Here is a 26,068-nt window from a genome sequence, read left to right on the forward strand (position 1 = left end):
GGGGGTATTGGAATATGAAAAGAATCATGTGCTATGGAAAAGCAGATGTATGGGTTTATCGTACCTATGCAAAACCCCTTACCGATGTTCAATCAATTCCTGAATCCACATTTAAAGGTTATAAAAATATTCTTTTTGGAATGAATGTGAAAGTGGCAGTGGAGGGGGAGGAATTCCTTGCATCATTTAAAGATGGTGACAATACCTTAGTGGTTGCAACCGATTCGATGAAAAATTTCATTTTAAAGCATGCAGGGGATTATGAGGGAGGAACACAAGAAGGATTCCTTGAATTTGTCGGGCGCCGCTTTCTCGAAACGTATCCGCAAATGACTGGAATTAAGATGATGGGAGAGCAAATCCCCTTTGATGAGCTTCCGGTGCCGACAAAAGATACATTTGAACCAAGCCCGTTCGTGTTTCGCTATTCCCTTAATGAACAGGCCTGCGCCTCGATTGAACTGAAACGCGCGAATGGAGCAATCTTTACAACGGACCAAAAGAGCAGTTTGAAGGGATTAAAGCTCATTAAAGTTAGAGGGAGTTCGTTTTACGGATACGTAAAGGATGAGTACACAACACTGCCGGAATCCTATGATCGTCCGCTGTTTATCTTTTTGAATATCGATTGGCGTTATAGCAATCCCGAGCTATCTCGCGGGAATACGCCTGGGTATGTTGCGGCTGAACAGGTAAGAGATATTGCCTATACTGTTTTTCATGAAAAAAACTCCCCATCCATCCAAAACCTTATTTACCGGATTGGCTATAGAGTACTGGAGCGTTTTCCGCAGCTCGCGGAGGTTTCTTTTGAATCGAATAATCGGACATGGGAAACCGTGTTAGATCAAATCCCCTCATCACCGGAGGGAAAAGTATTCACGGAGCCTAGGCCGCCATATGGGTTTCAACGTTTTTCCATGACGAGGGAAGATCTCATGACGGATGAGGAATCGCCCAAATGACAGGAAAAATAACCACACATGTTCTTGATCTCAGCATTGGCAAGCCTGCCGGCGGTGTTTTAGTGGAATTATGGCAGATGGGTACAGACAATCAGTTTGAACTCCTGCAAATACGTAATACCAATAAGGAAGGTAGAATAAGTCAACCGCTGTTAGATGGGGAAAATATGAAGAAAGGAATCTATGAAATTCGCTTTCATATAGGAGACTATTACCGAAATCAGGGGAAACCAGAAGGAGATCCTCCGTTTCTGGATTGCGTTCCCGTTCGGGTGGGGATTTCTGAACCTGCTGAACACTATCATGTGCCATTGCTAATCTCGCCAGGAGGCTACAGCACCTATCGGGGGAGTTAAGGAGGAGAATATGGAGACAGAGCTGTCGGTGAAAAATGGGGTTGTTTTTACAGCAGAAGGATTTCGGCAAGTAACGATTAAAATTAAGAACAAGCAGTTTGACTCGCTAGTTGACCATGATGTTGAACCACGTCCGGAGACATCAGCCAACATAATCGATGCAGGGGGGTGTCTCGTTGTTCCCGGATTTATCGATGCCCATGTCCATTTTAATGACCCGGGACGAACGGAATGGGAAGGCTTTGAAACAGGGAGCCGGGCAGCTGCAATGGGTGGAACGACTACCATTTTTGATATGCCATTAAACTGTTCTCCTTCCATCATAAACTTACAGAATTTGCACGAAAAGAATGAGTATGTCTCCTCCTTGTCCCATATTGATTATGCCCTATGGGGCGGTATGACAGGAACATCACTTAACCATCCCTCGCAAATTTCACAAATGAGCGGGGGGATCATTGGCTGGAAGGCCTTCATGTGTCAAAGCGGCATTGATGATTTTGAGTTCGTATCGCAGGAAGAATTAAAAAAAGCGATGCAATTGACGAAAGAACACGATAAAATCCTTGCCCTTCATGCCGAATTAGAGGAGGAGATCAGTAGATTTACAGCTTTTTATAAAAATAGCAGCATAAATGAACGGAGCGCGTTTTTAGCCAGCAGGCCGATATCAGCAGAAGAAAAGGCTGTGTGCGAAGCATTAGAGCTCGCTGCCAAGTATGGAACAAAGGTTCATTTTGTTCATATCAGTTCAGCAAAGGTGGTTAAACGTATTCAAGAGGCCAAAAAAAGCGGTGTGAACGTAACGGTAGAAACATGTCCACACTACTTACTGTTTGATGAGGAAGATTTTCTCAAGACCGGTGCCCTCCTCAAATGTGCCCCGCCGCTTCGGCCCCGTGAAGAGGTGGAAGGACTCTGGGAATGTATTTCGAATGGCTGGATTGATACCATAGGGTCTGATCATTCTCCGTGTCTCTATTCCATGAAAGCGACAGATTCCATTTGGGACGCATGGGGCGGCATTCAAGGGGTCCAATTTACTTGGCTTGCCTTCCTCGACCAAGCGATTAAACGGAACCTTCCGCTTGAGCAGGTCCTGCCTTTAGGTACCAACAATATCGCAGACCGATTCGGGATTGCGCAAAGAAAAGGGAGAATATCTCCAGGATTGGATGCGGATTTGGCATTGATTCGATTGGATGAGCTGACCCTCGCTGATAAGCAGTCCTTTGGTTTTCGAAACGCATTTTCCCCCTATGAAAATATGACCTTTCATTTGAAAGTAAAGAAAACCATATTGCGAGGAAGGGTCATTTATGATGATGATAAGGGAGTAACGAAAGAGAAATATGGTCGATGCATTTAACCGGGGAGGGAGTGTTTTGAAACAATTCCCTAATAATCTTGCGGAAGGAATGGAGTGGCTTAGTTCATTTGGTGCAGGATCAGATGGCGGGGTTACACGGACGGTATATTCACAATCTTGGAAAGAAGCACAGCACGCTCTTTATCGATGGATGGAACAGATTGGGCTAGACACCTGCTTTGATTCGATTGGAAATTTGTTCGGAAAGCTCTCTGCAGATGATGCAGGCTCCCCGACCATCCTTATCGGTTCCCATGTGGATACCGTTCAATCAGGGGGGAAATATGATGGGGCGTATGGAATTATCGCAGCCATCCTCGCTTTAAAAATTCTTAAACAGAAGTATGGTGCTCCGAAAGTAAACCTTGAAGTCGTTTCTTTATGCGAAGAGGAGGGAAGCCGTTTTCCTCTTGCCTGCTGGGGCTCCGGGATGATGACAGGAGCCTATACTATTGAAGACATCAAGGGGCTGACAGATTCGGAGGGCATGACCTTTGAGCAGGCGATGGAAGAGGCAGGCTTTGGCCTAAATAATCAAAAATACACCGTTCGTAAGGAGATCCAAACCTTTATTGAACTTCATATTGAACAAGGCCCCAGTTTGGAAAGGCTTGAAAAACCAATTGGAATTGTTCAAACCATTGTCGGTCAAAAACGCTATCGAATCATGGTGAATGGTGATTCGAATCATGCCGGGACCACGATGATGAAATGGCGAAGGGATTCCCTTCATGGTGCGGTATTGATGATCCATAGCCTATATGAGATTGCCAAAGGATATGACGAGGATTTTGTTACAACCGTAGGACAAATAGTTGTGGACCCTAATGTTTCAAATGTTATACCGGGCCGGACAGTTTTTACTGTAGATGCCAGACATCCATTGGAATCTGTCTTAAGTTCTTTTGGGAAGGAGTTTACCTTTAGATTTCAAGAAATTGCGAAAGAAATGGGACTGGGTCTGGAGATTGAAATTTGGCATGAAGTCCAGCCTGTCCAAATGGATGGCAAGCTAAATGAAGCGGTTCAAGGGATTTGCTGTCAGAGCGATATCCCCTATCAGATCATGAACAGTGGTGCAGGGCATGATTCCCAATTGTTTGCACGCTTTTGCCCAACAGCATTACTGTTTGTCCCCAGCAGAGGAGGTATTAGTCATTCGCCATTAGAATATACTTCCCTTCAACACTTGGAGATAGGTCTCGAAGTCCTGCTTCAGTTATTACACCAATTAGCGTACAAGTAACCAGAGGAGGAATGTTATGAATCAAGATAAGGAAAGGCTGATGAAATGGGTTCACGAGCACCAAACAGAACTAATCGGCTTTTTAAAAAATTTGGTGCAAGTTCCATCAGACAATCCGGATGGTGACTGTTTCCCAATTGCGGCCTTCTTAAAGCAACAGCTTTGTGAAGTTGGCTTTGAAGATGTGTCCTTATTAGAGGTTGATAAAAAAGACGTGAATGACGCCGGGATGATCAGTTTGGCTAATGTCCTTGGAACAACCGTTTTTGGTGACGGAAGAGGAAAGAACATTGTGTTAAATGCACACGGGGATGTGGTCCCTCCAGGTTTAGGATGGAGTGTAGACCCTTATGGAGGGGAGGTCATAGACGGAAGGATGTATGGTCGTGGTGTAGCCGTTTCAAAATCGGATATTGCGGCCTATACATTTGCCGTTCTGGCTTTAAAACAAGCCAATATTGCACCGAAGCTGCGAGGGAAAATCGATCTTGCCTTTACTTTTGATGAAGAAACAGGGGGAGAATTGGGACCAAAGTGGCTGCTAAGTCAAGGGGCTATAAAACCGGATCAAGCCATTGTTGCAGGGTTTACGTACTCCGCCGTAATTGCCCATAATGGCTGCCTGCATTTTGAAATCAAAACAACCGGGAAGTCCGCTCATGCTGCACTGCCGCATACGGGTATTGATGCGATCGAGGCAACAACCAAAATTTTAAATGCTTTATATGAATATCGTCAGACTCTCGCAATCAATAAATCTGCCGTCCCTGGAATTGATTCTCCATCCTTGGTTGTTGGCCTCATCTCGGGAGGGATTAACACGAATGTGGTGCCGGATGAATGCAGGATCAGAGTTGACCGAAGATTGATACCCGAAGAAGATGCACAACAAGCGGAAGCAGAATTTAGAGAAGTCGTCAATAAAGCGGTTGCTTCGATTCATGGATTAAAGGTGGACATTCGGAAAATTCTCCATGCGGAAAGCTTCGGACCTGTTTTGGCGGATTCACCGCTAATCGCTGCGCTCGCGACCAACTGGCAATCCATTATGCGGGAAAAAGGGGAATTAACCATCAAGGGTGTTCCAATCTATGCAGATGCCCGTCATTTTTATGCAGAGGGTATTCCCACCGTGATGTTCGGGGTCGGACCAAAATTGCTGGAAGAGGCCAATGGTCATCGGGCAGATGAAAATATTCGGATTGAAGATTTACTAGATGCAACCAAAATAGTGGCTTGTACGCTGTATGATTTATTGAGAATTCCTGTTTAAAGAAATTATTTTACTAGAAACAACTTTTCTACGTAATCGTAAAAGAGGGGGTCTTAAAAAGTCACCTTTTAAAAACACCCCCTTTTCCTCAAATCAATGAAACCATTGTACAAATAACCCTCCTGAAACACCAATATGAAATATGTAGTAAAGGCCAAAACCGGCACTTATCAATCCAGTTAATTGGGTCAATAGTTTATTTACCCCTTTGTTTTTCGAACTAAGGACAAATGGAATTCCAACGATAGTAGTAAACAGGAGCATACCAACAACCGTCCCTGTGCCAAAAATGAAAATATATGTTGCTCCTTGCCAAATATTATTGACCGATGACATGGCTAGGAGTACCATAGCAGCACTGCCCGCCAGACCGTGTACTAGCCCGACTAGTGATGCTTTAAGATAGGAAATGCCATAATGATGAGTTTGATGGGAATGGGATTGGGTATTTTTAAATGAGAGAATATTTGTGATTCCAAGATAAACCAGCACGATTCCAACTAAACATTCCAATGATAGGGCCCATGTTTCTGGAATCTTCCCTTTAAGAAGAAGGAGAAGAATTCCAACAATAAATAGGGTGGTTGTATGCCCAATTCCCCAAAATACTCCAGCTAGTGAGGCTCGCCATAAATTTTTACTTTTGCTTGCAATCGTGGAAACCGCGATGACATGATCCGGTTCCATAGCGTGTTTTATTCCCAGGATAAAACCAAGAGCTAAGATCGTTAGTAATGAACCTTCCATAAAAAACCTCCTAATTGCGTAAAATTTATTTTTCGTGTTAGATTTTTTAACGTGAATAGACGAAAGTAGAGCGATATACACGAAGATTGATAATTTTTGTAATTAACAGAAAACTTTCTTTTATTTTAAACTATTTGGTGTTAGAATAGCTAACATAAAATGTTATATAATTGTATATTTTTTCTATAGGGGTGTTTGTCAGTGTCTATAAATCAACGCTAAAAGGAGGAAAAGATGAAATTAACTCAACGAGAACAAGAAAAATTAATGATTGTGGTAGCGGCTGACCTTGCAAAGCGGAGAAAAGATCGCGGGTTAAAATTAAATTATCCAGAAGCTGTTGCCTTCATTACCTATGAAATGATGGAGGGAGCAAGAGACGGGAAATCGGTTGCGGAATTGATGAGCGAGGGAACTAAACTATTGACCACCAAGGATGTGATGGAGGGGATACCCGAAATGATTCCAGAGATCCAAGTGGAAGCTACATTCCCGGATGGCACAAAACTCATAACCGTTCATGAGCCGATTCGGTAGAGTGGTATTTTCATAGTAAGGGTGGGGGATTGAATGATACCAGGTGAATATCGATTAAGACAAGAGCCAATTACATGCAATCAGGGAAGAACCGCTTCCAAAATCATGGTGCTTAATAAAGGGGACCGTCCCATTCAGATAGGGTCACATTTTCATTTTTTTGAGGTGAATAATGCTCTTCATTTTGAACGGAGGGAAGCCTTTGGAAAGCATTTAAATATCCCGGCCGGTACAGCTGTCCGTTTTGAACCGGGAGATGCAAAAGAAATAGAGCTCGTTCCATTTGCCGGGAAGCGGGAGGTTTATGGGTTAAATAATAAAACCGATGGTCCATTAGATTAAGTAAAGGGGTTTTTGTCATGACCTTTGAAATGTCAAGGAAGCAGTATGCGGACATGTTTGGTCCTACAAAAGGGGACGCCATCCGCCTTGCAGACACAGATTTATTTATTGAAATTGAACAGGATTATACGGTTTATGGCGATGAAGTGAAATTCGGCGGCGGTAAGGTAATCCGTGACGGTATGGGACAACACCCGCTCTGTACACGTGCGGAAGGGGCATTGGATGTAGTTATTACCAATGCGGTTATTGTGGATTATAGCGGGATCTATAAGGCGGATATTGGGATTCGTGATGGAAGAATCGCTGGAATTGGTAAAAGTGGCAATCCATTATTAATGGATGGAGTAGATTTGGTCATAGGAGCCGCAACGGAGGTCATTGCTGGAGAAGGAATGATCATAACCGCAGGCGGGATTGATGCCCATATTCATTTTATCAGCCCACAGCAAATTGAAACGGCCTTAGCATCTGGTATTACGACTATGATTGGAGGCGGCACGGGTCCTGCAACCGGAACAAATGCCACGACCTGCACTCCAGGTAAGTGGAATATTCATCGGATGCTGGAAGCCGCAGAGGAATTTCCGATGAACCTTGGCTTTTTGGGGAAAGGTAATGCTTCTGCTGAAGCCCCGTTAATCGAACAGATTCATGCAGGTGTCATTGGGCTCAAACTTCATGAAGACTGGGGAACAACAGCCTCTGCCATAGATCATTGTCTAAAGGTTGCCGATCAATTTGATGTTCAAGTAGCCATACATACAGATACCTTAAATGAAAGCGGCTTTGTTGAAGATACCCTAGCGGCTATAAAGGGAAGGGTGATTCATACCTATCATACTGAGGGCGCCGGAGGAGGACATGCGCCCGACATCATTAAAGCAGCAAGCTTCCCTTATATCCTGCCTTCCTCAACCAATCCAACACGCCCTTACACGAAAAACACATTAGATGAACATTTAGATATGCTAATGGTTTGTCATCACTTAGATCCAGATGTACCAGAGGATATTGCCTTTGCTGATTCACGGATTCGCAAAGAAACCATTGCTGCGGAGGATATACTCCACGATTTGGGTGTATTTAGTATGATTAGTTCAGATTCACAGGCCATGGGGAGAGTGGGAGAGGTCATTACTCGCACGTGGCAAACTGCAGATAAGATGAGAAAGCAAAGAGGGAAGCTACTGGAAGATACAGTGGTGGGAGATAACTACCGGGTGAGGCGCTACATTGCTAAATATACGATTAATCCGGCAATTACTCATGGCATTGCCGAGGAGGTGGGTTCAGTAGAGGTTGGCAAAATGGCTGACCTCGTGATTTGGGATCCTGCTTTTTTTGGAGTCAAACCAGAGATTGTCATAAAGGGTGGAATGATCGCTCATAGTTTGATGGGGGATGCGAACGCTTCGATTCCTACTCCACAGCCTGTCTTGTATCGCCCGATGTTTGCTTCTTATGGGAAGGCAAAGTACTCCACTTCGATTACCTTTTTGTCTAAGGCAGCGATTGAATTGGGGGTACATGAAAAGTTAGGACTTAAAAAACAAATCAAACCAGTACATGGAATCCGTCAACTATCGAAAAAAGAAATGAAGCTCAATGGAGAAATGCCTAATATTGAGGTGGATCCACAAACATATGAAGTTATGGTGGATGGTGAGCAGGTGACATGTGAACCATCTGAGGTGTTGCCGATGGCACAGCGATATTTCTTATTTTAGGGGGATCACAATGATTATTGATCAAATTGTAGGAAATGTAGAAGACATCCCGTCATCTAGCCGTCATATCGAAAGAGTGTATTTATCAAGTGATGACTTAGTAAAACGTATTCAACGTGTGACAACAGACCATGGCAATGAGGTTGGAATTCGGTTAAAGGAACCTAAAGATTTGCAAGATGGTGATATTTTATATATGGATGAACGGAATATGGTGGTTATTAGTGTTACAAGTGATGATTTGCTGGTTCTCCGTCCTGCAACGATGAAACAAATGGGGGAAATAGCTCATCAGCTGGGCAATCGCCATTTGCCTGCTCAATTTGAAGGAGTAGAAATGCTTGTACAATATGATTATCTAGTGGAGGAACTGCTTAATCAATTAGCCGTACCATACTTAAGGGAAGAGAGAAAAGTGAAAAGGGCATTTCGCCATATCGGTCATCACCATGGATAACCACTTGCTTTCATTGCTGCAATTGGGTGACTCGAATTTTCCTACTGGTGCATTTTCTCATTCGTTTGGTTTGGAAACTTATATCCAGGAAGGAGCTGTTCATAATAAGATGTCGTTTTTTGAATGGCAGAGAGTTTATTTGCAGAAGCAACTTGCCTATACCGATGGTCTGGCCTGTCGATTAGCCTATGATGCATTAATGGAAAAAGATATAAATTTCATTTGGGGATTGGATCAAAAATTATTTGTTCAGAATATCCCGGAAGAAGTACGTCAGGCTAACAGACGCATCGGGGAAAGATTAATCAAAATGGGGAACGAGTTATACGGCATCCCCCTCTTAGAAGAATATTTAAGATTAATACGTTCAAACGACGCTTTTGGACATCCAGCCATTGTATATACGATTATTTGCCACTTTTTAAAAATAGATCGGCATCAGGTCATCTTGACCTTTTTAAATTCTACTATTGTAACACTTGTTCAAAATGGGGTAAGAGGGATTCCGCTCGGCCAGACAGACGGCCAGCGGATCATCTTAGAACTTCACCCCTATTTAGTAGAAACAACTAGGAAGATTGAAACGATAGATTCAGAGGACTTTGGGGCAGTCGCTCCTGGAATCGAACTTGCCCAGATGCGTCATGAAAGACTGCATGTCCGGTTATTTATGTCATAAAAACTATGGAAAGAAGGGGAGTAGAGATGGAACCTATTCGGATTGGGATTGGCGGGCCGGTTGGAGCAGGAAAGACCCTGCTGGTGGAGAGATTAACGAGATACCTTAATGATGACTATAAAATTGCCGTCGTCACAAATGATATTTACACAAAAGAGGACGCACAATTTTTAATCAAAAATAGTGTCCTTGCTGATGATCGAATTATCGGAGTAGAAACGGGTGGATGCCCCCATACGGCGATTCGAGAGGACGCTTCGATGAATTTTGCCGCAATTGATGAGCTTAAGGCAAAACACCCAGATCTTTCCCTTGTTTTTGTCGAAAGCGGCGGAGATAACTTAGCGGCCACCTTTAGCCCGGAACTTGTCGATTTCTCCATTTATATTATTGATGTGGCACAAGGGGAAAAAATTCCCCGTAAAGGAGGGCAGGGGATGATTAAATCAGATTTGTTTATTATCAACAAAATTGATTTAGCCCCATATGTAGGCGCAAGTTTGGAAATAATGGAGGAAGATACGAAGTCGGCTAGAGGGAAAAAACCATATGTTTTTACAAATCTAAAAACAGATACGGGCGTTGATAAGGTTATTGAGTGGATTAAGAAAAATGCATTGTTGACAGGATTATCCTAGGTGGGAAATCGAACTGGTTATTTGAGAATCGTCAATGAGAGGAAAGGTCAAAAAACAATTTTAAAAGAATGCTATACAGAAGGCGCTTTTAAAATTACAAGACCTGTATATCTTACACAAAGCGGCGAGGCTTATGTTTATATTATGAACCCGGGTGGGGGATATCTTAATGGTGATTCTTACAAGTTGGACATCTATTTAGAGGAATATGCAGAAGTGGTTGTTACCACCCAATCATCCACGAAAATATATAAAACACAAACCAACCCTGCATTTCAAGAAACTAACATTCAATTAAAAAGAGGCAGCCTGCTAGAATATCTGCCAGATCCGATCATTGCTTATCAGCAAGCGTGTTTTAAGCAGCATACCGTTGTTCGGATGGATCGTGAAGCTTCGTTGATTTGCTCGGATATTTTCACCCCAGGCTGGGCACCTGGAGGCACTCTTTTTCAATATGATCTCCTTCAATCGAAGTTGGAGATCTATATGGATGACAAATTCATTTTATTTGATCATGTAAAATTAGAACCAGACCAAGATATAAAGGGGATTGGTTATATGGAGGGATTTTCCCACTTTGGAACGATGGTCATTATTGATTATCGTGTGAATGATGTTTTGTTAGACGAACTCCATGAGCTTTTCAATCCTTTTTCAGACGTAAGAATCGGCCTTTCCATGCTATCGGTTCCAGGGTTTGTACTCAGAGTTTTAGGGAACACGACACAAAAGGTTGGAAACATCCTCAGCCTATGCCATGATCATATACGGAAGAAAATATTAGAAAAGGAGCTAGTGTTCCTTAGAAAATATTAAAATAAGATTTATGCTGGAATTTGATTATGGAAACAGCCAGTTCCCGAACAGCCGGGGCTGGCTAATTTGTATTCTGAACTATTGGTAGGTAATTCTACATGAAGTATAATAAAAATAACGTTTCATTTTGATCCATAGAATACCATGACCATGCATGAAAATTAAAAGGAGTCTTTTCAAATGAATATTATTGACCTGCATTGCGATGCATTATTAAAGCTGCAAGAGGCAAAAGGGAAGCTAAGATTTGCCGATGCACCTGAATTGGAGACAAATAAAGCACGATTACATACCGGAAACGTGAAAGTACAATGCTTCGCCATCTTTATTGAACCGGAAATTCCATCCGATCAGAAATTCCAAGTGGTATTGGAGCAAATCGATTATTTTTACAAAGAAGTGCTCGGGAAAAATCCCGACATGGTTCAGATCAAGGAATGGTCTGATTTTGACGAATTAAAACTAGGTCAAATTGGTGCTATGCTAACGCTTGAAGGCGTTGATGCGATTGGCAATGATTTAACGAAATTAAATATTCTATATCAGCTTGGCGTCCGTTCTGTCGGCCTCACCTGGAATAATGCCAATCTGGCAGCGGATGGTGCCGGAGAACCTCGTGGTGCGGGGCTTACGCATTTTGGGAAAAAAATTGTTCAATTCCATAATGAACATAAAATGCTAACGGATGTTTCCCATCTATGTGACAAGGCCTTTTGGGATGTAATGGAGATTGCGAAATACCCGATTGCCAGTCATTCGAACTCCAGGACCCTTTGCAATCACCGCCGCAACTTAACGGATGAGCAGGCGGTCGAAATGTTCCAAAAGGGCGGCTTGATTCACGTTGTCTATAATCCGCCTTTTGTTACCGAAAAAGAGGAAGCAACCATTCCCGACCTGGTGAAACATATTGATCATTTTTGTTCCTTGGGCGGTGTAAAGCAGATTGGATTAGGATCGGATTTTGACGGTATTGCTACGTTTATCACGGATTTAGAAAATGCATCGAAAAGCCAGAACCTCATCAATGAATTATTAAAGCATTATTCTGAAGAAGAGGTCAGAGGCTTTGCCTATCAGAACTTCCTTGACAAGCGTCCTGGGATCGGTCGATGAAAGTACGGGAAAGAGGAATTTCGATTGGCAGGCTGAAGCCTGGCGCGAAGAATTGCATCACCGATGTAGAGGGTGTGATGGTAGGACACTTCACATTAGATTTCCCTTTGAGTGAAGCAGAGTTCGCTTGTACAGGAGTAACGGCGGTTTTGCCTCATAACGGAAATTTGTTTCGTGAAAAAGTGACGGCCGCAAGCTATGTGATTAACGGCTTTGGTAAAACCACAGGGCTTGTCCAATTGAATGAATTAGGGGTGCTAGAGTCGCCGATTATGTTAACGAATACCTTTGGTGTGCCTGCGGTGACGCAGGGAACATTGCAATATATGCTCGAGGAAAATCCGGAAATAGGTGAAACGACCGGGACGATTAATATAGTAGTAGGCGAGTGCAATGATAGTTATTTAAATTCAATCCGTTTGTTCCCGGTCAAACCGGAGCATGCTATGGAAGCGATTAAGGGCGCCTCCGGTGGACAGGCTGAAGAAGGCGCCGTCGGTGCAGGGAAAGGGATGGTCTGCTTCGGCTACAAGGGGGGAATTGGCTCTTCATCCCGGATCGTGGACGGATATACAATCGGGTGCCTTGTCCTTAGCAATTTTGGGAAAAAGGAAGAGCTGCAAAGGTTTCGCTGTTCCGAGGAGAAGGCTTTATCTGAAACCTCGGACGGCTCGATCATCATGGTTTTAGCGACGGATGCCCCATTAAGCAACCGGCAGCTGCAGCGTGTGGCCAAACGCTGCGGGATTGGCCTCGGGCGGACGGGCAGCCATTTTAGTCATGGCAGCGGCGATATTGTGATTGCTTTTTCAACCGCACATAGGATTGCTCATTTTTCGGAGGATTCAGTTGAAACCCGAATCCAGCTTCGTGAAGATCATCCTATTATGAACGAACTCTTTACCGGTGCAGCGGAAGCGGCCGAGGAAGCCATCCTAAACTCGCTTTCCCAAGCCGAAACAACAACCGGCCGTCTAGGCCGAAGCGTGCAACAATTCAATTTTAAAAAGGAATGAAGAATTTGTATTTGACTGTAAAGGAAACAGCCGACTATTTATCTGTAACCGAATCCACGGTGGAAGCATTGATTCAACAAAGGAAAATTCGTGCTCTTCATGACGGGAACGAGTATTTGATCTATAAAGAACAATTCAATTCCCACTTGAACCAGCTGGAAAAATATCGCCAGCTGATCGAAGAAATCCTGAACGAACCCATTCCCGAAGACCTTGATGTGAAGGATGAGGATTGAGCGTGGGATTGGTTCACTGTTTTAGAAGAAATATCCCGCGAGACGATCTTGCGGGATATATTTTTAATTTGCTTGGAAATCTTGAAAAATAAAGATCGCAGGATTAAGATTAACACCATACCGAACGGTCGGTTCTGAGGTGATCCATTTATGAGTAATACACGAGAACATATTTTAGAAGTATCCTTTAAACTTTTTCTTCATAAGAATTTCAAGGAAGTAACCATGAAGGAAATTGTGGAGAAGACCGGTATCTCTAAAGGAGCATTCTATCATCATTTTCAAAGCAAAGAGGAGCTTTTTCTTGAGGTCCTTCATAATGCACTGGGATCTGTTAGTACGGTGTTTATGAAAATAAGCAAGGATTCTCTTTACCAATTTTATCATGAGTATTTTGAATATTATCAAAAAATGAGTTCCTTATACCTCATGGAGGATAGTGAAGAAGGAACAGGCAGCTATGATCTAAATATCTTTACTCTATTTTTTGAAGGCTTCAAGCTATTTCCTGATTTTCAAAAGAATCTTCATGAATGCATGAATATAGAGCTCCATGCTTGGAAAGAAGTTATCCAAAATGCCAGGGCAAAAGGTGAAATTAGGTCACGGATGAACGATGAACATATAGCCAAAATGTTTATCTACTCATCAGATGGAATCGGCATGCATAACATAATTTTGAAAGGAAATAGTAAATCAGCAAGTGACACCTTAATCGATTTATGGGATAGCTTTTATGAGGACTTAAAACGTTAAGAGTGATGGATTTTGGCTCGCAAATTAAGCGAGCTCTATTTTAAACGGGTACAGACCGACCATTCGGTCTGGAGGAAGGAGAAAAAGATTTGGTAAAGTGGAGATTTTTTTACATTATTACAGACTGACCGTTCGGTATAGAGAGATAGAAGGAGTGATCAGGATGAATCTTCAAAATCTTAACAAAAAGAAAGTACTCTTCATAATGGTGGGGCTGATGCTTGCCATATTGCTTGCCTCGCTTGACAGCACAATAGTAGGGACAGCAATGCCAAAGATTATTGAAAAACTGAAGGGATTTGAATATTATACATGGCCTGTGATTTCTTATTTACTTTGTATCACGATCTCCATGCCGCTATTTGGAAAACTATCGGATATATATGGATTTAAAAAGATTTATGTGATTGGTATTGTCATTTTTCTTGTCGGTTCAGCCCTATGCGGGATGTCACAAAATATGTTTCAATTAATTTATTTCAGGGGGCTTCAGGGAATGGGAGGGGCCGTCCTTATTTCCAATACTATGGCGATTATCGGTATTTTGTTTCCGCCGGCAGAAAGAGCGAAATATATGGGGATTTTGGGTACAGCCGGAGCATTCGCCAGTATCGTCGGTCCAACATTGGGCGGATATATAACAGATTCATATAGTTGGAGATGGATATTTTATGTGAATGTGCCAGTGGGCATCCTAGCATTAGTCATTATTATGTTTGCACTTCCTGCCCATACAGAGGAACTGGAAAGAAAAAAGATCGATTACTTGGGTGCAACAGCACTCATAATGGCTTTAATTCCTCTGCTCCTTGGCTTTACTTGGGGAGGGAATAAGTATGATTGGAATTCCGTACAAATCATTTCCATGTTTGCCTTTTCTCTTATCATGCTGCTTGTTTTTTTACTCATTGAGAGAAAAGCTGCTGACCCAATCATCCCATTATCACTTTTTAAAAGCTCCGTCTTTAATTTTTCGGCGATTGAGATGTTTTTAGTCAACGCTATTATAATGGGGGCGTCCATCTTCATCCCATTATTCGTCCAGGGTGTTGTCGGCAAAAGTGCCAGCAAATCAGGTGCGATTATGACTCCGATGATGGTTAGCCTTATTGTGGGATCGATCATAAGCGGTGTCATTATATCGAAAACACAAAAATATAAATTACAAGCTATCATTGGTTTTATCATTATGGGCATTGGTTCTGTAATGCTTGCATTTTTAGGGATTGACTCCAGCAACTCCCAGCTTGTTATCGATATGGCTGTGCTGGGAATAGGAATGGGAATTGTCATGCCAATCCTCAGTTCAGCAGCACAAAATGCCTTTTCTGCATCTCAAATGGGTGTGGTGACCTCGGGAATCCAGTTTTTTAAATTATTAGGCTCGACCATCTCATCAGCGGTTATGGGGACCATATTAAATTCCTCCATAGCAAAGGGAATTAAAGACTTGGATTTTACCAGTCTACCATTGAATATGGCTGCGTTGTTTAAGAATCCTAGTATTCTATCAAATCTTGATGTGATGAATGGAATCAAAACAAAACTTCCCACGAATCTGCTGCCAGCTTTTGAAAAGATAATCAAACAGCTCAAACACATCCTTGCCAACTCGATTCATGATGTATTCATTATTTGTCTTATCATCGCAGGGATTGCAATGCTTTTCATTTTCTTTATGAAGGAAATTCCATTAACCAAAGAAGAAAAATTGGAGCATTAAAGAAAAGACGACGACAAAATTCAGAAATTGAATTTGAGTCGTCTTTTTTTATGAAGTTCTTGCCGATAAGCCCCTTCCTATATTGCAGGGCTATGGTTGTGTTTTCATTAGAATTTCATTAATTTTTGCCATTTTCGTAATATAAATTACGTTTTGCATGTAAATATGATGATGTAATGCTTGTTTAATTTTAGTACATTCAAAAAAGAAAGGGGAAATCAATCTTATGGCTAGTCCAGGCGGCTTTAAAAAATCGCTGAATTTACTGGATCTAACTTTCTTGGGGTTGGGGTCAATCATTGGTTCAGGCTGGTTGTTCGCAGCTGCGGGCGCTGCAACTTTTGCTGGATCCAATGCATGGATTGCATGGCTCATCGGTGCCGTTGCCTTTATTCTCATTGGTCTTGTTTATGCGGAATTAGGCTCGATGATGCCGCGGTCAGGAGGATTTGTTCGTTACCCGCATTACACTCATGGCTCTTTGGTTGGTTATCTAATCGGCTTTATCTCGATGCTTGCTTATTCAAGCGTTGCGGGCATCGAAGTGGAAGCAGTCAGAGGTTATGCAGCGACTTGGTGGACATCACTTGGCACAAAGGCAGCAGGCCCTACTTTCGCTGGGTACGTTTTCGAAATTGCACTTCTTGTTCTTTTTCTCTTATTAAACTATTGGAGCGTCAATGTCTTTGGAAAATTCAATACAATTGTAACGACCATTAAATTCTTGGTCCCGCTTCTCACTGTCATCGTGTTATTTACCCATTTCCATGCATCGAATCTATCTGTAGGTGGTGCAAAACCAGGAGGCGCGTTCGGTGTCTTTCAAGCGGTATCGCTTTCAGGTATTGCCTTTGCCTTCTTAGGGTTCCGGCAAGCAGTTGACTTTGGAGCGGAGGCGAAGCGGCCGCAACGCGATATTCCTCTTGCGATCATCTTTGCCATTCTGCTCGGAACCGTCATGTATCTGTTGCTGCAATTTGCTTTCCTTGGTGCGGTGCCGGCTTCCGACCTTGCAAAAGGCTGGGCAAATCTTTCCTTCGCGCAGGCACCATACGCAGATTTGGCGAAGTCATTGGGACTTCTATGGTTAATGAACCTTATCTTTGTGGATGCGGTCATTTCACCTTCCGGTACAGGAAATATTTATCTTTCCGGTACAACACGAGTTCTGTTTTCTTGGGCAAAGACGGGCCTCTTCTATTCCTGGTTCCGTAAAGTTGACGCTCGCACAGGTATTCCTCGTGGAGCCTTGTGGCTGTCATTAGTATTGTCGATTGTATGGATTCTTCCGGCTCACTTAAGTTTCTGGCAAGGTCTTGTTGGCAATGTTACCTCCGCTACCGTCTTAACATACATGATTGGTCCGGTTTCATTAGCCTCATTACGCAAAACATCACCGAATATGGATCGTCCATTCCGGTTGAAAGCAATGGGCTTCCTGTCACCATTAGCATTCATCGCGGCTTCACTGATTATTTTCTGGAGCGGCTGGACTACTAATTTGGAGATTATTGGAATAACTCTTGTTTCAGTTGTTCTTTACTTTGCATTTGTGGATAAGGAAGGACTTCGGGAGAAGATCAGTTCAGATTGGAAATCCGGTTGTTGGCTGATTGTATATTTCATCTTCATGCTAGTGGTTTCCCGTCTGGGTAATTATCAATTGCCAGAGGGTGCGAAGCCGATTATTGCTTCTCCTTGGGATAGCGTAATAATTATAATCGGTGCTCTCGTCTTCTATTACTGGGGCGTTAACAGCGCAATGCCGCAACCGGAAATTGATGAAGACGATGAGGCAGACATGGCACTTAATGCAGCAGACGTTTGAGTCTGGCTGAAAAAATGTATTTTACCTAATTAAATGCAAGCACTAAAAGCACCTCATTCCTTGCTGGGAATGAGGTGCTTTAATTGTTCAGATATTGTAACATTGAAAAACCGATCTTCCTGACTAAGAAGAGCGGTTTTTTATAAATGGATTATCCTTTTTTTAATATCGTTACCTTTAAATGTTTAACTCCAAAGTTAACAGCATCTTGTTCAGAAGGGATAAAGATATCAATATGTTTCCCTTTGATGGCTCCGCCCGTATCTGCGGCGGTAGCTTCACCAAAACCTTCTACATAAACTTTACTGCCTAGTGGGATAACCGATGGGTCAACAGCGATAACCTTTGCATTTGGGTTATCTTTTATGTTAACTCCCGTTTTTGTAATACCGGAGCATCCCGCACATGAAGCCGTATAAGCTGTTGCTTTCACAGTGATGACTTGCTGTGAGGCTTGTTCAACTTTCGGTTGAGCTTTTTGCTCTGGTTGTGTTTTTTCTTTCGGTTGTGCATCTTGTTTCGGTTGAGCTTTTTGTTCCGGTTGTGCTTTTGGATCCGGTTGCGGTGCCGCTTCAGTTTGTTCAGTTGCAGCAGATTCCGTTTGCTTTTCTGTTACAGCATTATTATTACTATTAACGTCATCAAAGATTAATAGATTTAATCCAGGATGGATGAGATCGCTAATTAAATTGTTCCATTCTTTAATTTGTGAAACGGTTACTTTGTGATCCTTTGCTATGGATGGTAAAGTATCACCTTGTTCAACAATATAATGTTTTTCCGGAGCAATCGTTAGTACATCTCCAGGCTGAATAAGGTCTGAAGTAAGGTGATTTAACTTTTGGATATTTTCTAACGAAGTATTATTTGCGTTCGCCAGATCCCAAAGAGTATCTCCTTTTTGTACTGTTATTGTTGCGGCTTGTACATTAGCACTTACAGTTCCTGAGAGTACAGCAACTGCTATTAATGTTTTAATTTTACTAAGCATTCTTTTACCCTCCATGTTCTTTGGTTGCTAATTTTTCATAATCGTAACATGGATTTTTCTGAGACAAAGAACAGGGAGATGTTAAAACGTTTACAAGAATGGCATTTATATTGCGATAATATTTCCGAAATAACTGAATAATCAAAAATATTTCCTTTTAAGTGATCTAACCAAAGAAAAAAGCCCAGTAGCATAACTATTTGGGCTTGTTCTCTCTTTATTACAATAATGTTACCTGAATGTTTCTAGAGCTTAAATTTTACATTTATTTCCCTGGGTTTCCAGTGTTTTTTACCCTTATAATTAATTGTTTTAACGTTTATAGCTTAAATTTCCTTCGATTTTTACGTCTACTTGTAATTTTTTGATCAGGCTTTTATCTATAGTATTAATAATATTGATAGCCAGTTACTGTGTGGGGTCAGACCCCCACCGCTTTAAAGCTGTAACGCGCCGGGGGTCTGACCCCGTAAAATCGTACCCCATAAAAGCGAAATTTTTGTGTTTATTTCTTTTTGTAGTGTTAAATTTATTACAATCTGTTGTAAAATAAATAGATATGAGATATGTCGAAAAATGACGAAGTTTATTTGATTAACAGATTCTTGATTAATAATAGTCCATGAGTTAATGGAATTTAATATAACGCTGTCAAAATTATGCCAATGGGATAGGAGTTCGTTGTGAATGTTAAAGGAACAAACGAGGTACTCTCGACTTGCGAATATAACAAAAATGATCAATACGAAGCTGGAATTACGTGATGTATTGGAACGGGTAACAACGGCAATATCCGAAGAAATTGTTCAATGTGACTCGGTCGGGATTTATTTGCCGCAGGAGGATGGGACTTTCAGGGGATATGTAGGTAAACCAGAGGTCATTAATGGATGGACGTTGGATATGCATGTTATTGATACGGAAATCGATTTATTGGCAAAAGAAGTAATTGAGACAAAAAGAACGATTTATATCCCTGATACGTCAAAGGATACCAGACCGGACCCGAGAGCGGTTGAGGGATTTAAAATCAAATCTTTGTTAGCGCTGCCTATCTCGTTTGAGCAGGAATTGTTTGGCCTAGTATTTTTATTTGATTATGGAATTCCAATGAACTTAACAGAGGAAGAAATTCAAACGGTTGAAGCTTATGTAAACATGGCGGCTGTGGCGATTCAAAATGCCAATAATTTAACGTATAAAGAAAACCTTCTTGCTGAAAAACAGTTGTTATTAGATGTTACCCGTGACCTATCCATGTGTTCCTCGATGCAGGAAAGTCTCGATAAATGTTTTTTCTATCTGGGCAAGGTGTTGGACAACTATAATATTGGTGTTCATTTGCTCGATCCTCTGGCCGAGAAGAGAATAAGGCCGGCAAAATTAAGCAAAGACAGTGACTGGACAGAAGAAGACTGGATGGAAACCCATAAAAAAATAAAAATTGATGAGAGCAATGATGCAGTCATCCAAGAGGTAATTCGAACAAAAAATGCGATACTGATTCCGGATGTTTTTGCCGATGAACGCCCTAACCATGATGTTTGCCGGAACTTTGGGATGAAAGGCCTATTTATGGTTCCATTGGTTTCAATGGGCGAAGTTTTAGGGGCCATTGCGGTTGTCACACTTAATGGGCAAAACCTCATTTATAAAGAAGCGCAAATCCAGCTGGCACAATCGATTGTGGATGCAACCGCTTCAACCTTATCAAACCTACTATATATGGAAAAGCAAGAGGTCCTGATCGAAGAAAGAACCTCTGAAATTACCGTTAAAAATAAAGAACTTGAAAGGGTTGTCACTGAACTGCAGCAAATGAGCCGTGAGAAGGAATTAATCCTCAATTCGGCAGGGGAAGGTATTTTTGGCTTAGATCTAGAGCGGAACATTACCTTTTGTAATCCGGCAGGAGCCTGTATGTTAGGCTATGATCCGAAAGGTGAATTGATTGGACAGCCATCGAGCATTATTTTTAACGGAAGGGAATTTGTTAGACCAAATCATGTTTCTCCTGTTGTAGACGAATATTGGGATAATTATTATCAAGAGGGAAAATTCTTCAGAAAAGACAATTCTAACTTTCCGGTGGAATACGTCATCTCTTCAATCAAAGAAGGAGGAGAGATTGTCGGTGAGGTTGTCACCTTTAAAGATATCACCCAAAGGAAGCAAATGGAGGAAGAAATCAAATACCATGCGTATTTTGATAGTTTGACAGATTTACCGAACCGAATTCTATTAAAGGATCGACTTGACCAAGGGATTACACACGCGCAGATGCATGGAGAAAAATTAGCCGTGCTGTACTTGGATTTAGACCGTTTTAAATTCATTAATGACACGCTGGGTCATAGTTTCGGAGACTTGTTACTTCGCGATGTTGCGAACCGATTAAGTGCCTGCATCCCGAAGAGTGCAACGGTATCAAGGCAGGGAGGAGATGAATTTACCATCTTTTTGCCGAATATTAAAAATGAAAATGAAGTGTTAAAGGTTGTCAATCTTGTAATCAATTCTTTTTCAAAACCGTTTAATTTAATAGATAATGAAATTTTTATTAAAACCAGCATCGGAATTAGTTTATTCCCCGATAATGGTGATACATCGGAAATTTTAATCAAAAACGCCGATACGGCCATGTACAAGTCGAAGGAAATATCCGGCAACAGCTACCATTTCTTTAGTGAGGGAATGGATACAAGAACCTTTGAAAGCGTTAAACTTGAAAATTCATTATATAAAGCATTGGAACTAAAGGAATTGGTAATCTACTATCAACCTCAAATGAATTATCAAACGGGTATGATTGAGGGAGTAGAGGCATTGCTCAGATGGAATCATCCCGAACGAGGAATGATTTCACCGGATCAATTTATCCCGATTGCGGAAGAAACAGGGTTAATTGTTCCTATCGGTGAATGGGTTCTTAAAGAGGCTTGCAGGCAATTAAAGGAGTGGCACGATCACGGCTATCCGTTAATCAGCGTATCCGTTAATTTATCCGTCCGCCAGTTTGAACAGAATAATTTATATACTACGGTTAAAAACATTTTAAAGAAGGCTGAGCTATCCCCTGAGTACTTACATTTCGAGCTCACTGAAAATTTAATTGTAAAAAATACAGCTTTAACCTTAAAAACAATGAAGAAATTAAAGGATTTAGGAATCAACATTGCCATTGACGATTTCGGTACCGGATATTCATCATTGGGTTATTTAAAAAACCTTCCAATCAATACGTTAAAAATTGATAAATCGTTTGTTCAGGATATGACAAAAGATGATGCCGCTATTACCAACACCATTATTACATTGGCGCAAAATCTAAATTTAAATCTTATTGCTGAAGGTGTCGAAACGAAAGAACAAGCCGAATTCCTAATTGCCCGAAATTGTTACTTGATGCAAGGATATTTCTTCAGCCCGCCAATGAAGGCGGAAGATATCGTTAAAAAATATCTGACAGCTGGATATATTTTAAATTAAAGGGGAATGGAACATGAAAGCAGCCCGTACGGTGTTAGAATTTTTAAAAGGAACTGGCGTTAGGCATATTTTTGGTATTCCGGCCGGCTCTGTTAATGGACTTTTTAATGAGCTATACGATATGCCGGAAATCAAACCGATAGTCACAAAGCATGAGGGTGCTGCGTCCTACATGGCCGCTGCTTATGCGAAATACACGAATCAATTGAGTGTATGCATCGGCTGCAGCGGTCCCGGTGGAACCAACCTGGTCACAGGCGCAGCTAATGCAATGCGTGAGCATTTACCAGTTTTATTTATAACCGGTGCGGTGCCTGTTAATACGGTTGGCTTAAACGCTTCCCAGGAATTAGATGCTGAACCAATCTTCCGGTCTGTTACGAAATATAGTGTTACGGTTAATCAGGCAAAGGACTTATTAGACCAAGTTGCGTTAGCAGCCGAAATCGCCATTTCTGGTGTACCGGGTCCTGTTCATGTTGCAATCCCCATTGATGTCCAGCACGAAGAGTTACAACATGTTGATGTTCCTTGCCTGCCAGCAAGAGAACCGATTGTCCCTAATCTAGATACGATTAAAAATGCGGCCGAAGAATTAATTAAAAGGGAAAAAGGATATGTGTTTGTCGGACAGGGAATTCGAAATTCCGTTGACCAATTAATTGAGCTGGCTGAAATGCTCAACTGGCCGATTATTACTACACCGCAAGCCAAAGGATATATTCCAGAAAGTCATCCTCTTCTGGCAGGTGTATTTGGTTTTGCCGGACATGAAGTGGCTTCTAAGTTAATTGCTGAAGGGGATGGACAAGCATTATTAATTGTCGGTTCAAGCCTCGGTGAAACAGCAACCAATAATTATAATGATAGTCTTTTAAAAGACCGATTCTCGGTGCAATTAGATTTTGATTATACGGTATTTAACCGAAAATACCAGATTGATATTCCTGTTCTGGGCGATATTAATTTGAGTTTAATGTTCCTTATTGAAGAATTAAAGTTGCTGGGGCTTTCGAGGAAAATAGATGTTGACAGGGAAGTCGTAGTGGCACCTAATAGCGAGGAATATAATACCCAAAATGTCCTGCTAAGCCTGCAAAAAGCTTTGCCTGCGCATACCAGATATACCATTGATATTGGAGAAGTAATGTCCTATGTCATCCATTACATGAAGGTTTTAGATTTTGATAGCTTTGGAATAAATGTTCATTTTGGTGCAATGGGGAATGGGATTGGCCTAGCCATAGGCTCCAAGCTGGCAGAGCCAGAACGGCCGGTTGTCTGTATTACTGGTGACGGCTCCTTCTTCATGCATGGAATGGAAATCCTTACTGCCAAAGAAAATAACTTGCCGATTTTGTTTGTAGTGCTGAATAATGCCCGATTAGGAATGGTCTATCACGGACATTCGTTACAATTTCAGCGGGTTCATCCATCATTTGAACAGGAAATGGTCAATATTTCAGCCATGGCAGCGGCAATGAACATACCAAGTGTAAGAGTTAATGGGCTTGAAGAGATTGACCAAGAAGTCATTAACAGCTTAATGAATTTAAATGGTCCGGCACTTCTTGAGGTCGCTTTAGTCGATAATAATGTTCCGCCGATGGGAGACAGGGTGAAGTTCTTGTCTTCCTTTGGAAAATAGATCTTAAAAAACTAGGATGGGTTATACCAGCCTAGTTTTTTATATATAAGAATATGAATTTTGGATGACTTGAATGATGGCCCCCATGGTTTGGCCCTTAAAAGAATCTGTGACTGCATCGCCATTAGGGGTTATGAAATAATAACACCCAATTTTTTCGTTGAAATAGAAGCCAAGATTGGTTAATGAATGTTGTAAGTCAATCGGCAAGCCTACGAGGCCCGTTTGTTCAGAAAAGTATTTGGTAGGCAAGATTTTGACGTCTACATCCCCTGTTCCGGTATTCACGACAAATAAATCATGATCATCTTGAAGAATCCACTGGTCTTTTGAATAAAGTGATATTCTGGAACCATCTAATGATGATATGGCGTCTAGATTTAGCCCAAAGATTTGATTGATGAATTGGCGAATTTCTGGACCTGTTATTTTTTGGGGGTATTGATTAAGGTAGGAATCAAGCATTGCAGCGGGGTCTTTTTCTAATGCATTATACACAGATGAAATCGGAATTAAGTTTAAATCAATTCCAAAAATAGAAAATACAATTTTGAAAATCTTAGAACTACTTACTTTACCTTCAATAGAACCTACGAATTTGTCCATAATTTCAATTTTATTCATCACTCTTACTCCTTAATAAATTATCCTATTACTTTATTATTATAACAAAAATTAAGGGGCCAGTCCCCCGTCGCTTTAAAGCGACGGGGGACTGGCCCCGAATTTTGTAAAATTAATTACTCAACATTCTCCACAATCGTTGCGACACCCTGTCCGCCGCCAACGCATAGTGTAGCTAAGCCGTAGCGGTTTTCTCTTTTCTTCATTTCATGAATGAGAGATACAAGGATTCTTGCGCCGCTTGCACCAATTGGGTGACCTAGAGCAATAGCTCCACCGTTTACGTTTAAAATTTCCTTATTAAAGTGAAGCTCGCGATCTACAGCGATGGACTGAGCTGCAAAAGCTTCGTTTGCTTCGATTAAGTTGATTTCATCGATTGATAATGATGCTGTCTTAAGTGCTTTTTTAACAGCTGGCACAGGACCGATACCCATAATGCTTGGGTCTACACCGGCGGTGGCATTTGCTTTGATGGATACTAATGGCTTAAGGCCTAATTCATCAGCCTTTTTACGGCTCATCACGACTAATGCAGCAGCACCATCGTTGATTCCTGACGCATTACCGGCAGTAACCGTTCCGTCCTTTTTAAATGCTGGGCGAAGCTTTCCTAAACTATCTGCAGTCGTTCCAAAGCGAGGGAACTCATCTTGAGAAATGACAGTAACTTGTCCTTTGCGGCCAGGTACTTCTACAGAAACAATTTCATCCGCAAAACGATTGGATTCAATTGCCGCTTGAGCTTTTTGTTGGCTTGCTGCAGCAAATTCATCTTGTTCAACGCGTGAGATTTCATATTTTTCAGCCAAGTTTTCAGCTGTGATACCCATATGATAATTATTTGAAGCACACCATAATCCATCCTGAATCATGCTGTCAACAATTTTTTGGTCGCCCATTTTATAACCATTGCGAGCATCTTTCAAAAGATGAGGCGCCTGGCTCATATTTTCCATACCGCCGGCTACTACAATTTCTGACTCGCCTGCAAGAATAGCTTGAGCAGCTAAGTGAACAGCCTTAAGACCTGATCCACATACCTTATTAATAGACATAGCCGGTGACTCTTGTGGCACACCTGCAGCAAGTGAAGCTTGTCTAGCTGGATTTTGTCCAAGTCCTGCTTGTAAAACGTTACCCATGATCACTTCATCTACATCATTAGGATTGATTCCAGCTCTTTTAATAGCTTCTTTAATTACGGTAGCCCCTAACTGCACGGCTGAAACACTTTGTAATCCTCCTAGAAAATTTCCAATTGGTGTTCTAACCGCACTTACAATGACAACTTCATTTACTGTCATGCGAATCTCCTCCTAATATACGATTATATATGTTGTGTATTCCATCACATATATTACTACAGATAGACAGGTTTTTTATGACCAAAAATTCGACAAATTTTGAGTTTACTAATTATTATTCGATTTGAGATTCTATCTGCTTTTGGACGTAATGTGAAAGCTGGAAGCAATGCTTT

Annotated in this window: 24 protein-coding genes; 20 read left to right on the plus strand and 4 right to left on the minus strand. The window is 41.6% G+C overall.

Annotated elements, in window-relative coordinates; all coding sequences use genetic code 11:
- Nucleotides 1-14: 14 nt before the first annotated feature.
- From pucL to ACZ5XR_RS01705, 5 genes are read left to right on the plus strand one after another with little or no spacing between them, the layout of a single operon-like run.
- Nucleotides 15-965 carry a factor-independent urate hydroxylase gene (gene pucL / locus ACZ5XR_RS01685; protein ID WP_464499988.1) on the plus strand — a complete coding sequence of 317 codons (951 nt, stop codon included), beginning with the start codon at nucleotides 15-17 and terminating at the stop codon, nucleotides 963-965.
- On the plus strand, nucleotides 962-1,321 hold the full coding sequence (uraH, locus tag ACZ5XR_RS01690) for a hydroxyisourate hydrolase (RefSeq protein WP_464499989.1): 360 nt from the start codon (nucleotides 962-964) through the stop codon (nucleotides 1,319-1,321). The genes pucL and uraH overlap by 4 nt, the downstream gene beginning before the upstream one ends.
- Before the next feature lie 10 nt (nucleotides 1,322-1,331).
- Nucleotides 1,332-2,690 carry an allantoinase AllB gene (gene allB / locus ACZ5XR_RS01695; protein WP_464499990.1) on the plus strand — a complete coding sequence of 453 codons (1,359 nt, stop codon included), beginning with the start codon at nucleotides 1,332-1,334 and terminating at the stop codon, nucleotides 2,688-2,690.
- A gap of 16 nt (nucleotides 2,691-2,706) precedes the next feature.
- On the plus strand, nucleotides 2,707-3,936 hold the full coding sequence (locus ACZ5XR_RS01700; RefSeq protein ID WP_464499991.1) for a hydantoinase/carbamoylase family amidase: 1,230 nt from the start codon (nucleotides 2,707-2,709) through the stop codon (nucleotides 3,934-3,936).
- Between the two features lie 16 nt (nucleotides 3,937-3,952).
- Nucleotides 3,953-5,209: an ArgE/DapE family deacylase gene (locus tag ACZ5XR_RS01705; RefSeq protein ID WP_464499992.1), complete on the plus strand. Its 1,257-nt coding sequence runs from the start codon at nucleotides 3,953-3,955 to the stop codon at nucleotides 5,207-5,209.
- A 93-nt stretch (nucleotides 5,210-5,302) separates the two neighbouring features.
- On the opposite strand, the gene ACZ5XR_RS01710 is transcribed toward ACZ5XR_RS01705, so the two are convergent.
- Nucleotides 5,303-5,956 carry a HoxN/HupN/NixA family nickel/cobalt transporter gene (locus tag ACZ5XR_RS01710; RefSeq protein ID WP_464499993.1) on the minus strand — a complete coding sequence of 218 codons (654 nt, stop codon included), beginning with the start codon at nucleotides 5,954-5,956 and terminating at the stop codon, nucleotides 5,303-5,305.
- Between the two features lie 234 nt (nucleotides 5,957-6,190).
- Between ACZ5XR_RS01710 and ACZ5XR_RS01715 the strand changes: the two genes are divergently transcribed.
- From ACZ5XR_RS01715 to ACZ5XR_RS01775, 13 genes are all read left to right on the plus strand, one after another.
- Entirely contained in the window at nucleotides 6,191-6,493 is a 303-nt protein-coding gene (locus tag ACZ5XR_RS01715; RefSeq protein WP_464499994.1) for an urease subunit gamma, read from the plus strand.
- 33 nt (nucleotides 6,494-6,526) lie between these two features.
- Entirely contained in the window at nucleotides 6,527-6,835 is a 309-nt protein-coding gene (locus ACZ5XR_RS01720; protein ID WP_464499995.1) for an urease subunit beta, read from the plus strand.
- A gap of 17 nt (nucleotides 6,836-6,852) precedes the next feature.
- Nucleotides 6,853-8,565 carry an urease subunit alpha gene (gene ureC / locus ACZ5XR_RS01725; RefSeq protein ID WP_464499996.1) on the plus strand — a complete coding sequence of 571 codons (1,713 nt, stop codon included), beginning with the start codon at nucleotides 6,853-6,855 and terminating at the stop codon, nucleotides 8,563-8,565.
- Between the two features lie 10 nt (nucleotides 8,566-8,575).
- Nucleotides 8,576-9,022 (plus strand): urease accessory protein UreE, encoded by a 447-nt coding sequence (ureE, locus tag ACZ5XR_RS01730; protein WP_464499997.1) that lies wholly within the window; start codon nucleotides 8,576-8,578, stop codon nucleotides 9,020-9,022.
- Nucleotides 9,015-9,701 (plus strand): urease accessory protein UreF, encoded by a 687-nt coding sequence (locus ACZ5XR_RS01735; RefSeq protein ID WP_464499998.1) that lies wholly within the window; start codon nucleotides 9,015-9,017, stop codon nucleotides 9,699-9,701. Before ureE ends, ACZ5XR_RS01735 begins: the two co-directional genes overlap by 8 nt.
- 26 nt (nucleotides 9,702-9,727) lie before the next feature.
- A complete protein-coding gene (ureG, locus tag ACZ5XR_RS01740; protein WP_464499999.1) occupies nucleotides 9,728-10,339 on the plus strand; it encodes an urease accessory protein UreG in 612 nt (203 codons plus the stop codon).
- Nucleotides 10,340-11,158: an urease accessory protein UreD gene (locus ACZ5XR_RS01745; protein ID WP_464500000.1), complete on the plus strand. Its 819-nt coding sequence runs from the start codon at nucleotides 10,340-10,342 to the stop codon at nucleotides 11,156-11,158.
- A 180-nt stretch (nucleotides 11,159-11,338) separates the two neighbouring features.
- Complete coding sequence (locus tag ACZ5XR_RS01750) at nucleotides 11,339-12,274, plus strand: dipeptidase (RefSeq protein ID WP_464500001.1); 936 nt, start codon at nucleotides 11,339-11,341, stop codon at nucleotides 12,272-12,274.
- Complete coding sequence (locus ACZ5XR_RS01755; RefSeq protein ID WP_464500002.1) at nucleotides 12,271-13,290, plus strand: DmpA family aminopeptidase; 1,020 nt, start codon at nucleotides 12,271-12,273, stop codon at nucleotides 13,288-13,290. The genes ACZ5XR_RS01750 and ACZ5XR_RS01755 overlap by 4 nt, the downstream gene beginning before the upstream one ends.
- A 5-nt stretch (nucleotides 13,291-13,295) precedes the next feature.
- Nucleotides 13,296-13,526 carry an excisionase family DNA-binding protein gene (locus ACZ5XR_RS01760; RefSeq protein WP_464500003.1) on the plus strand — a complete coding sequence of 77 codons (231 nt, stop codon included), beginning with the start codon at nucleotides 13,296-13,298 and terminating at the stop codon, nucleotides 13,524-13,526.
- A gap of 150 nt (nucleotides 13,527-13,676) precedes the next feature.
- On the plus strand, nucleotides 13,677-14,282 hold the full coding sequence (locus ACZ5XR_RS01765; RefSeq protein ID WP_464500004.1) for a TetR/AcrR family transcriptional regulator: 606 nt from the start codon (nucleotides 13,677-13,679) through the stop codon (nucleotides 14,280-14,282).
- 163 nt (nucleotides 14,283-14,445) lie between these two features.
- Nucleotides 14,446-16,005 (plus strand): MDR family MFS transporter, encoded by a 1,560-nt coding sequence (locus ACZ5XR_RS01770; RefSeq protein ID WP_464500005.1) that lies wholly within the window; start codon nucleotides 14,446-14,448, stop codon nucleotides 16,003-16,005.
- Between the two features lie 226 nt (nucleotides 16,006-16,231).
- Complete coding sequence (locus tag ACZ5XR_RS01775) at nucleotides 16,232-17,833, plus strand: APC family permease (RefSeq protein WP_464500006.1); 1,602 nt, start codon at nucleotides 16,232-16,234, stop codon at nucleotides 17,831-17,833.
- Between the two features lie 151 nt (nucleotides 17,834-17,984).
- Here the strand turns inward: ACZ5XR_RS01775 and ACZ5XR_RS01780 are convergent, their stop codons facing one another.
- Nucleotides 17,985-18,824, minus strand: a complete 840-nt coding sequence (locus ACZ5XR_RS01780) for a 3D domain-containing protein (protein WP_464500007.1) — start codon at nucleotides 18,822-18,824, stop codon at nucleotides 17,985-17,987.
- Between the two features lie 687 nt (nucleotides 18,825-19,511).
- Here ACZ5XR_RS01780 and ACZ5XR_RS01785 point away from each other — a divergent pair.
- Both ACZ5XR_RS01785 and ACZ5XR_RS01790 read left to right on the plus strand, forming a co-directional pair.
- Nucleotides 19,512-22,313, plus strand: a complete 2,802-nt coding sequence (locus tag ACZ5XR_RS01785) for a sensor domain-containing phosphodiesterase (RefSeq protein WP_464500008.1) — start codon at nucleotides 19,512-19,514, stop codon at nucleotides 22,311-22,313.
- Nucleotides 22,314-22,326: 13 nt separating this feature from the next.
- Nucleotides 22,327-23,961, plus strand: coding sequence for a thiamine pyrophosphate-binding protein (locus ACZ5XR_RS01790; RefSeq protein WP_464500009.1), 1,635 nt, complete (start codon nucleotides 22,327-22,329; stop codon nucleotides 23,959-23,961).
- 39 nt (nucleotides 23,962-24,000) lie between these two features.
- Here ACZ5XR_RS01790 and ACZ5XR_RS01795 read toward each other — a convergent pair whose 3' ends face one another.
- Together ACZ5XR_RS01795 and ACZ5XR_RS01800 are read right to left on the minus strand one after the other, a co-directional pair.
- A complete protein-coding gene (locus ACZ5XR_RS01795) occupies nucleotides 24,001-24,585 on the minus strand; it encodes a hypothetical protein (RefSeq protein ID WP_464500010.1) in 585 nt (194 codons plus the stop codon).
- A gap of 116 nt (nucleotides 24,586-24,701) precedes the next feature.
- Nucleotides 24,702-25,892: an acetyl-CoA C-acetyltransferase gene (locus ACZ5XR_RS01800; protein ID WP_464500011.1), complete on the minus strand. Its 1,191-nt coding sequence runs from the start codon at nucleotides 25,890-25,892 to the stop codon at nucleotides 24,702-24,704.
- Nucleotides 25,893-26,068: the final 176 nt, after the last annotated feature.

This window comes from Neobacillus sp. Fa239 (genome assembly GCF_055395235.1).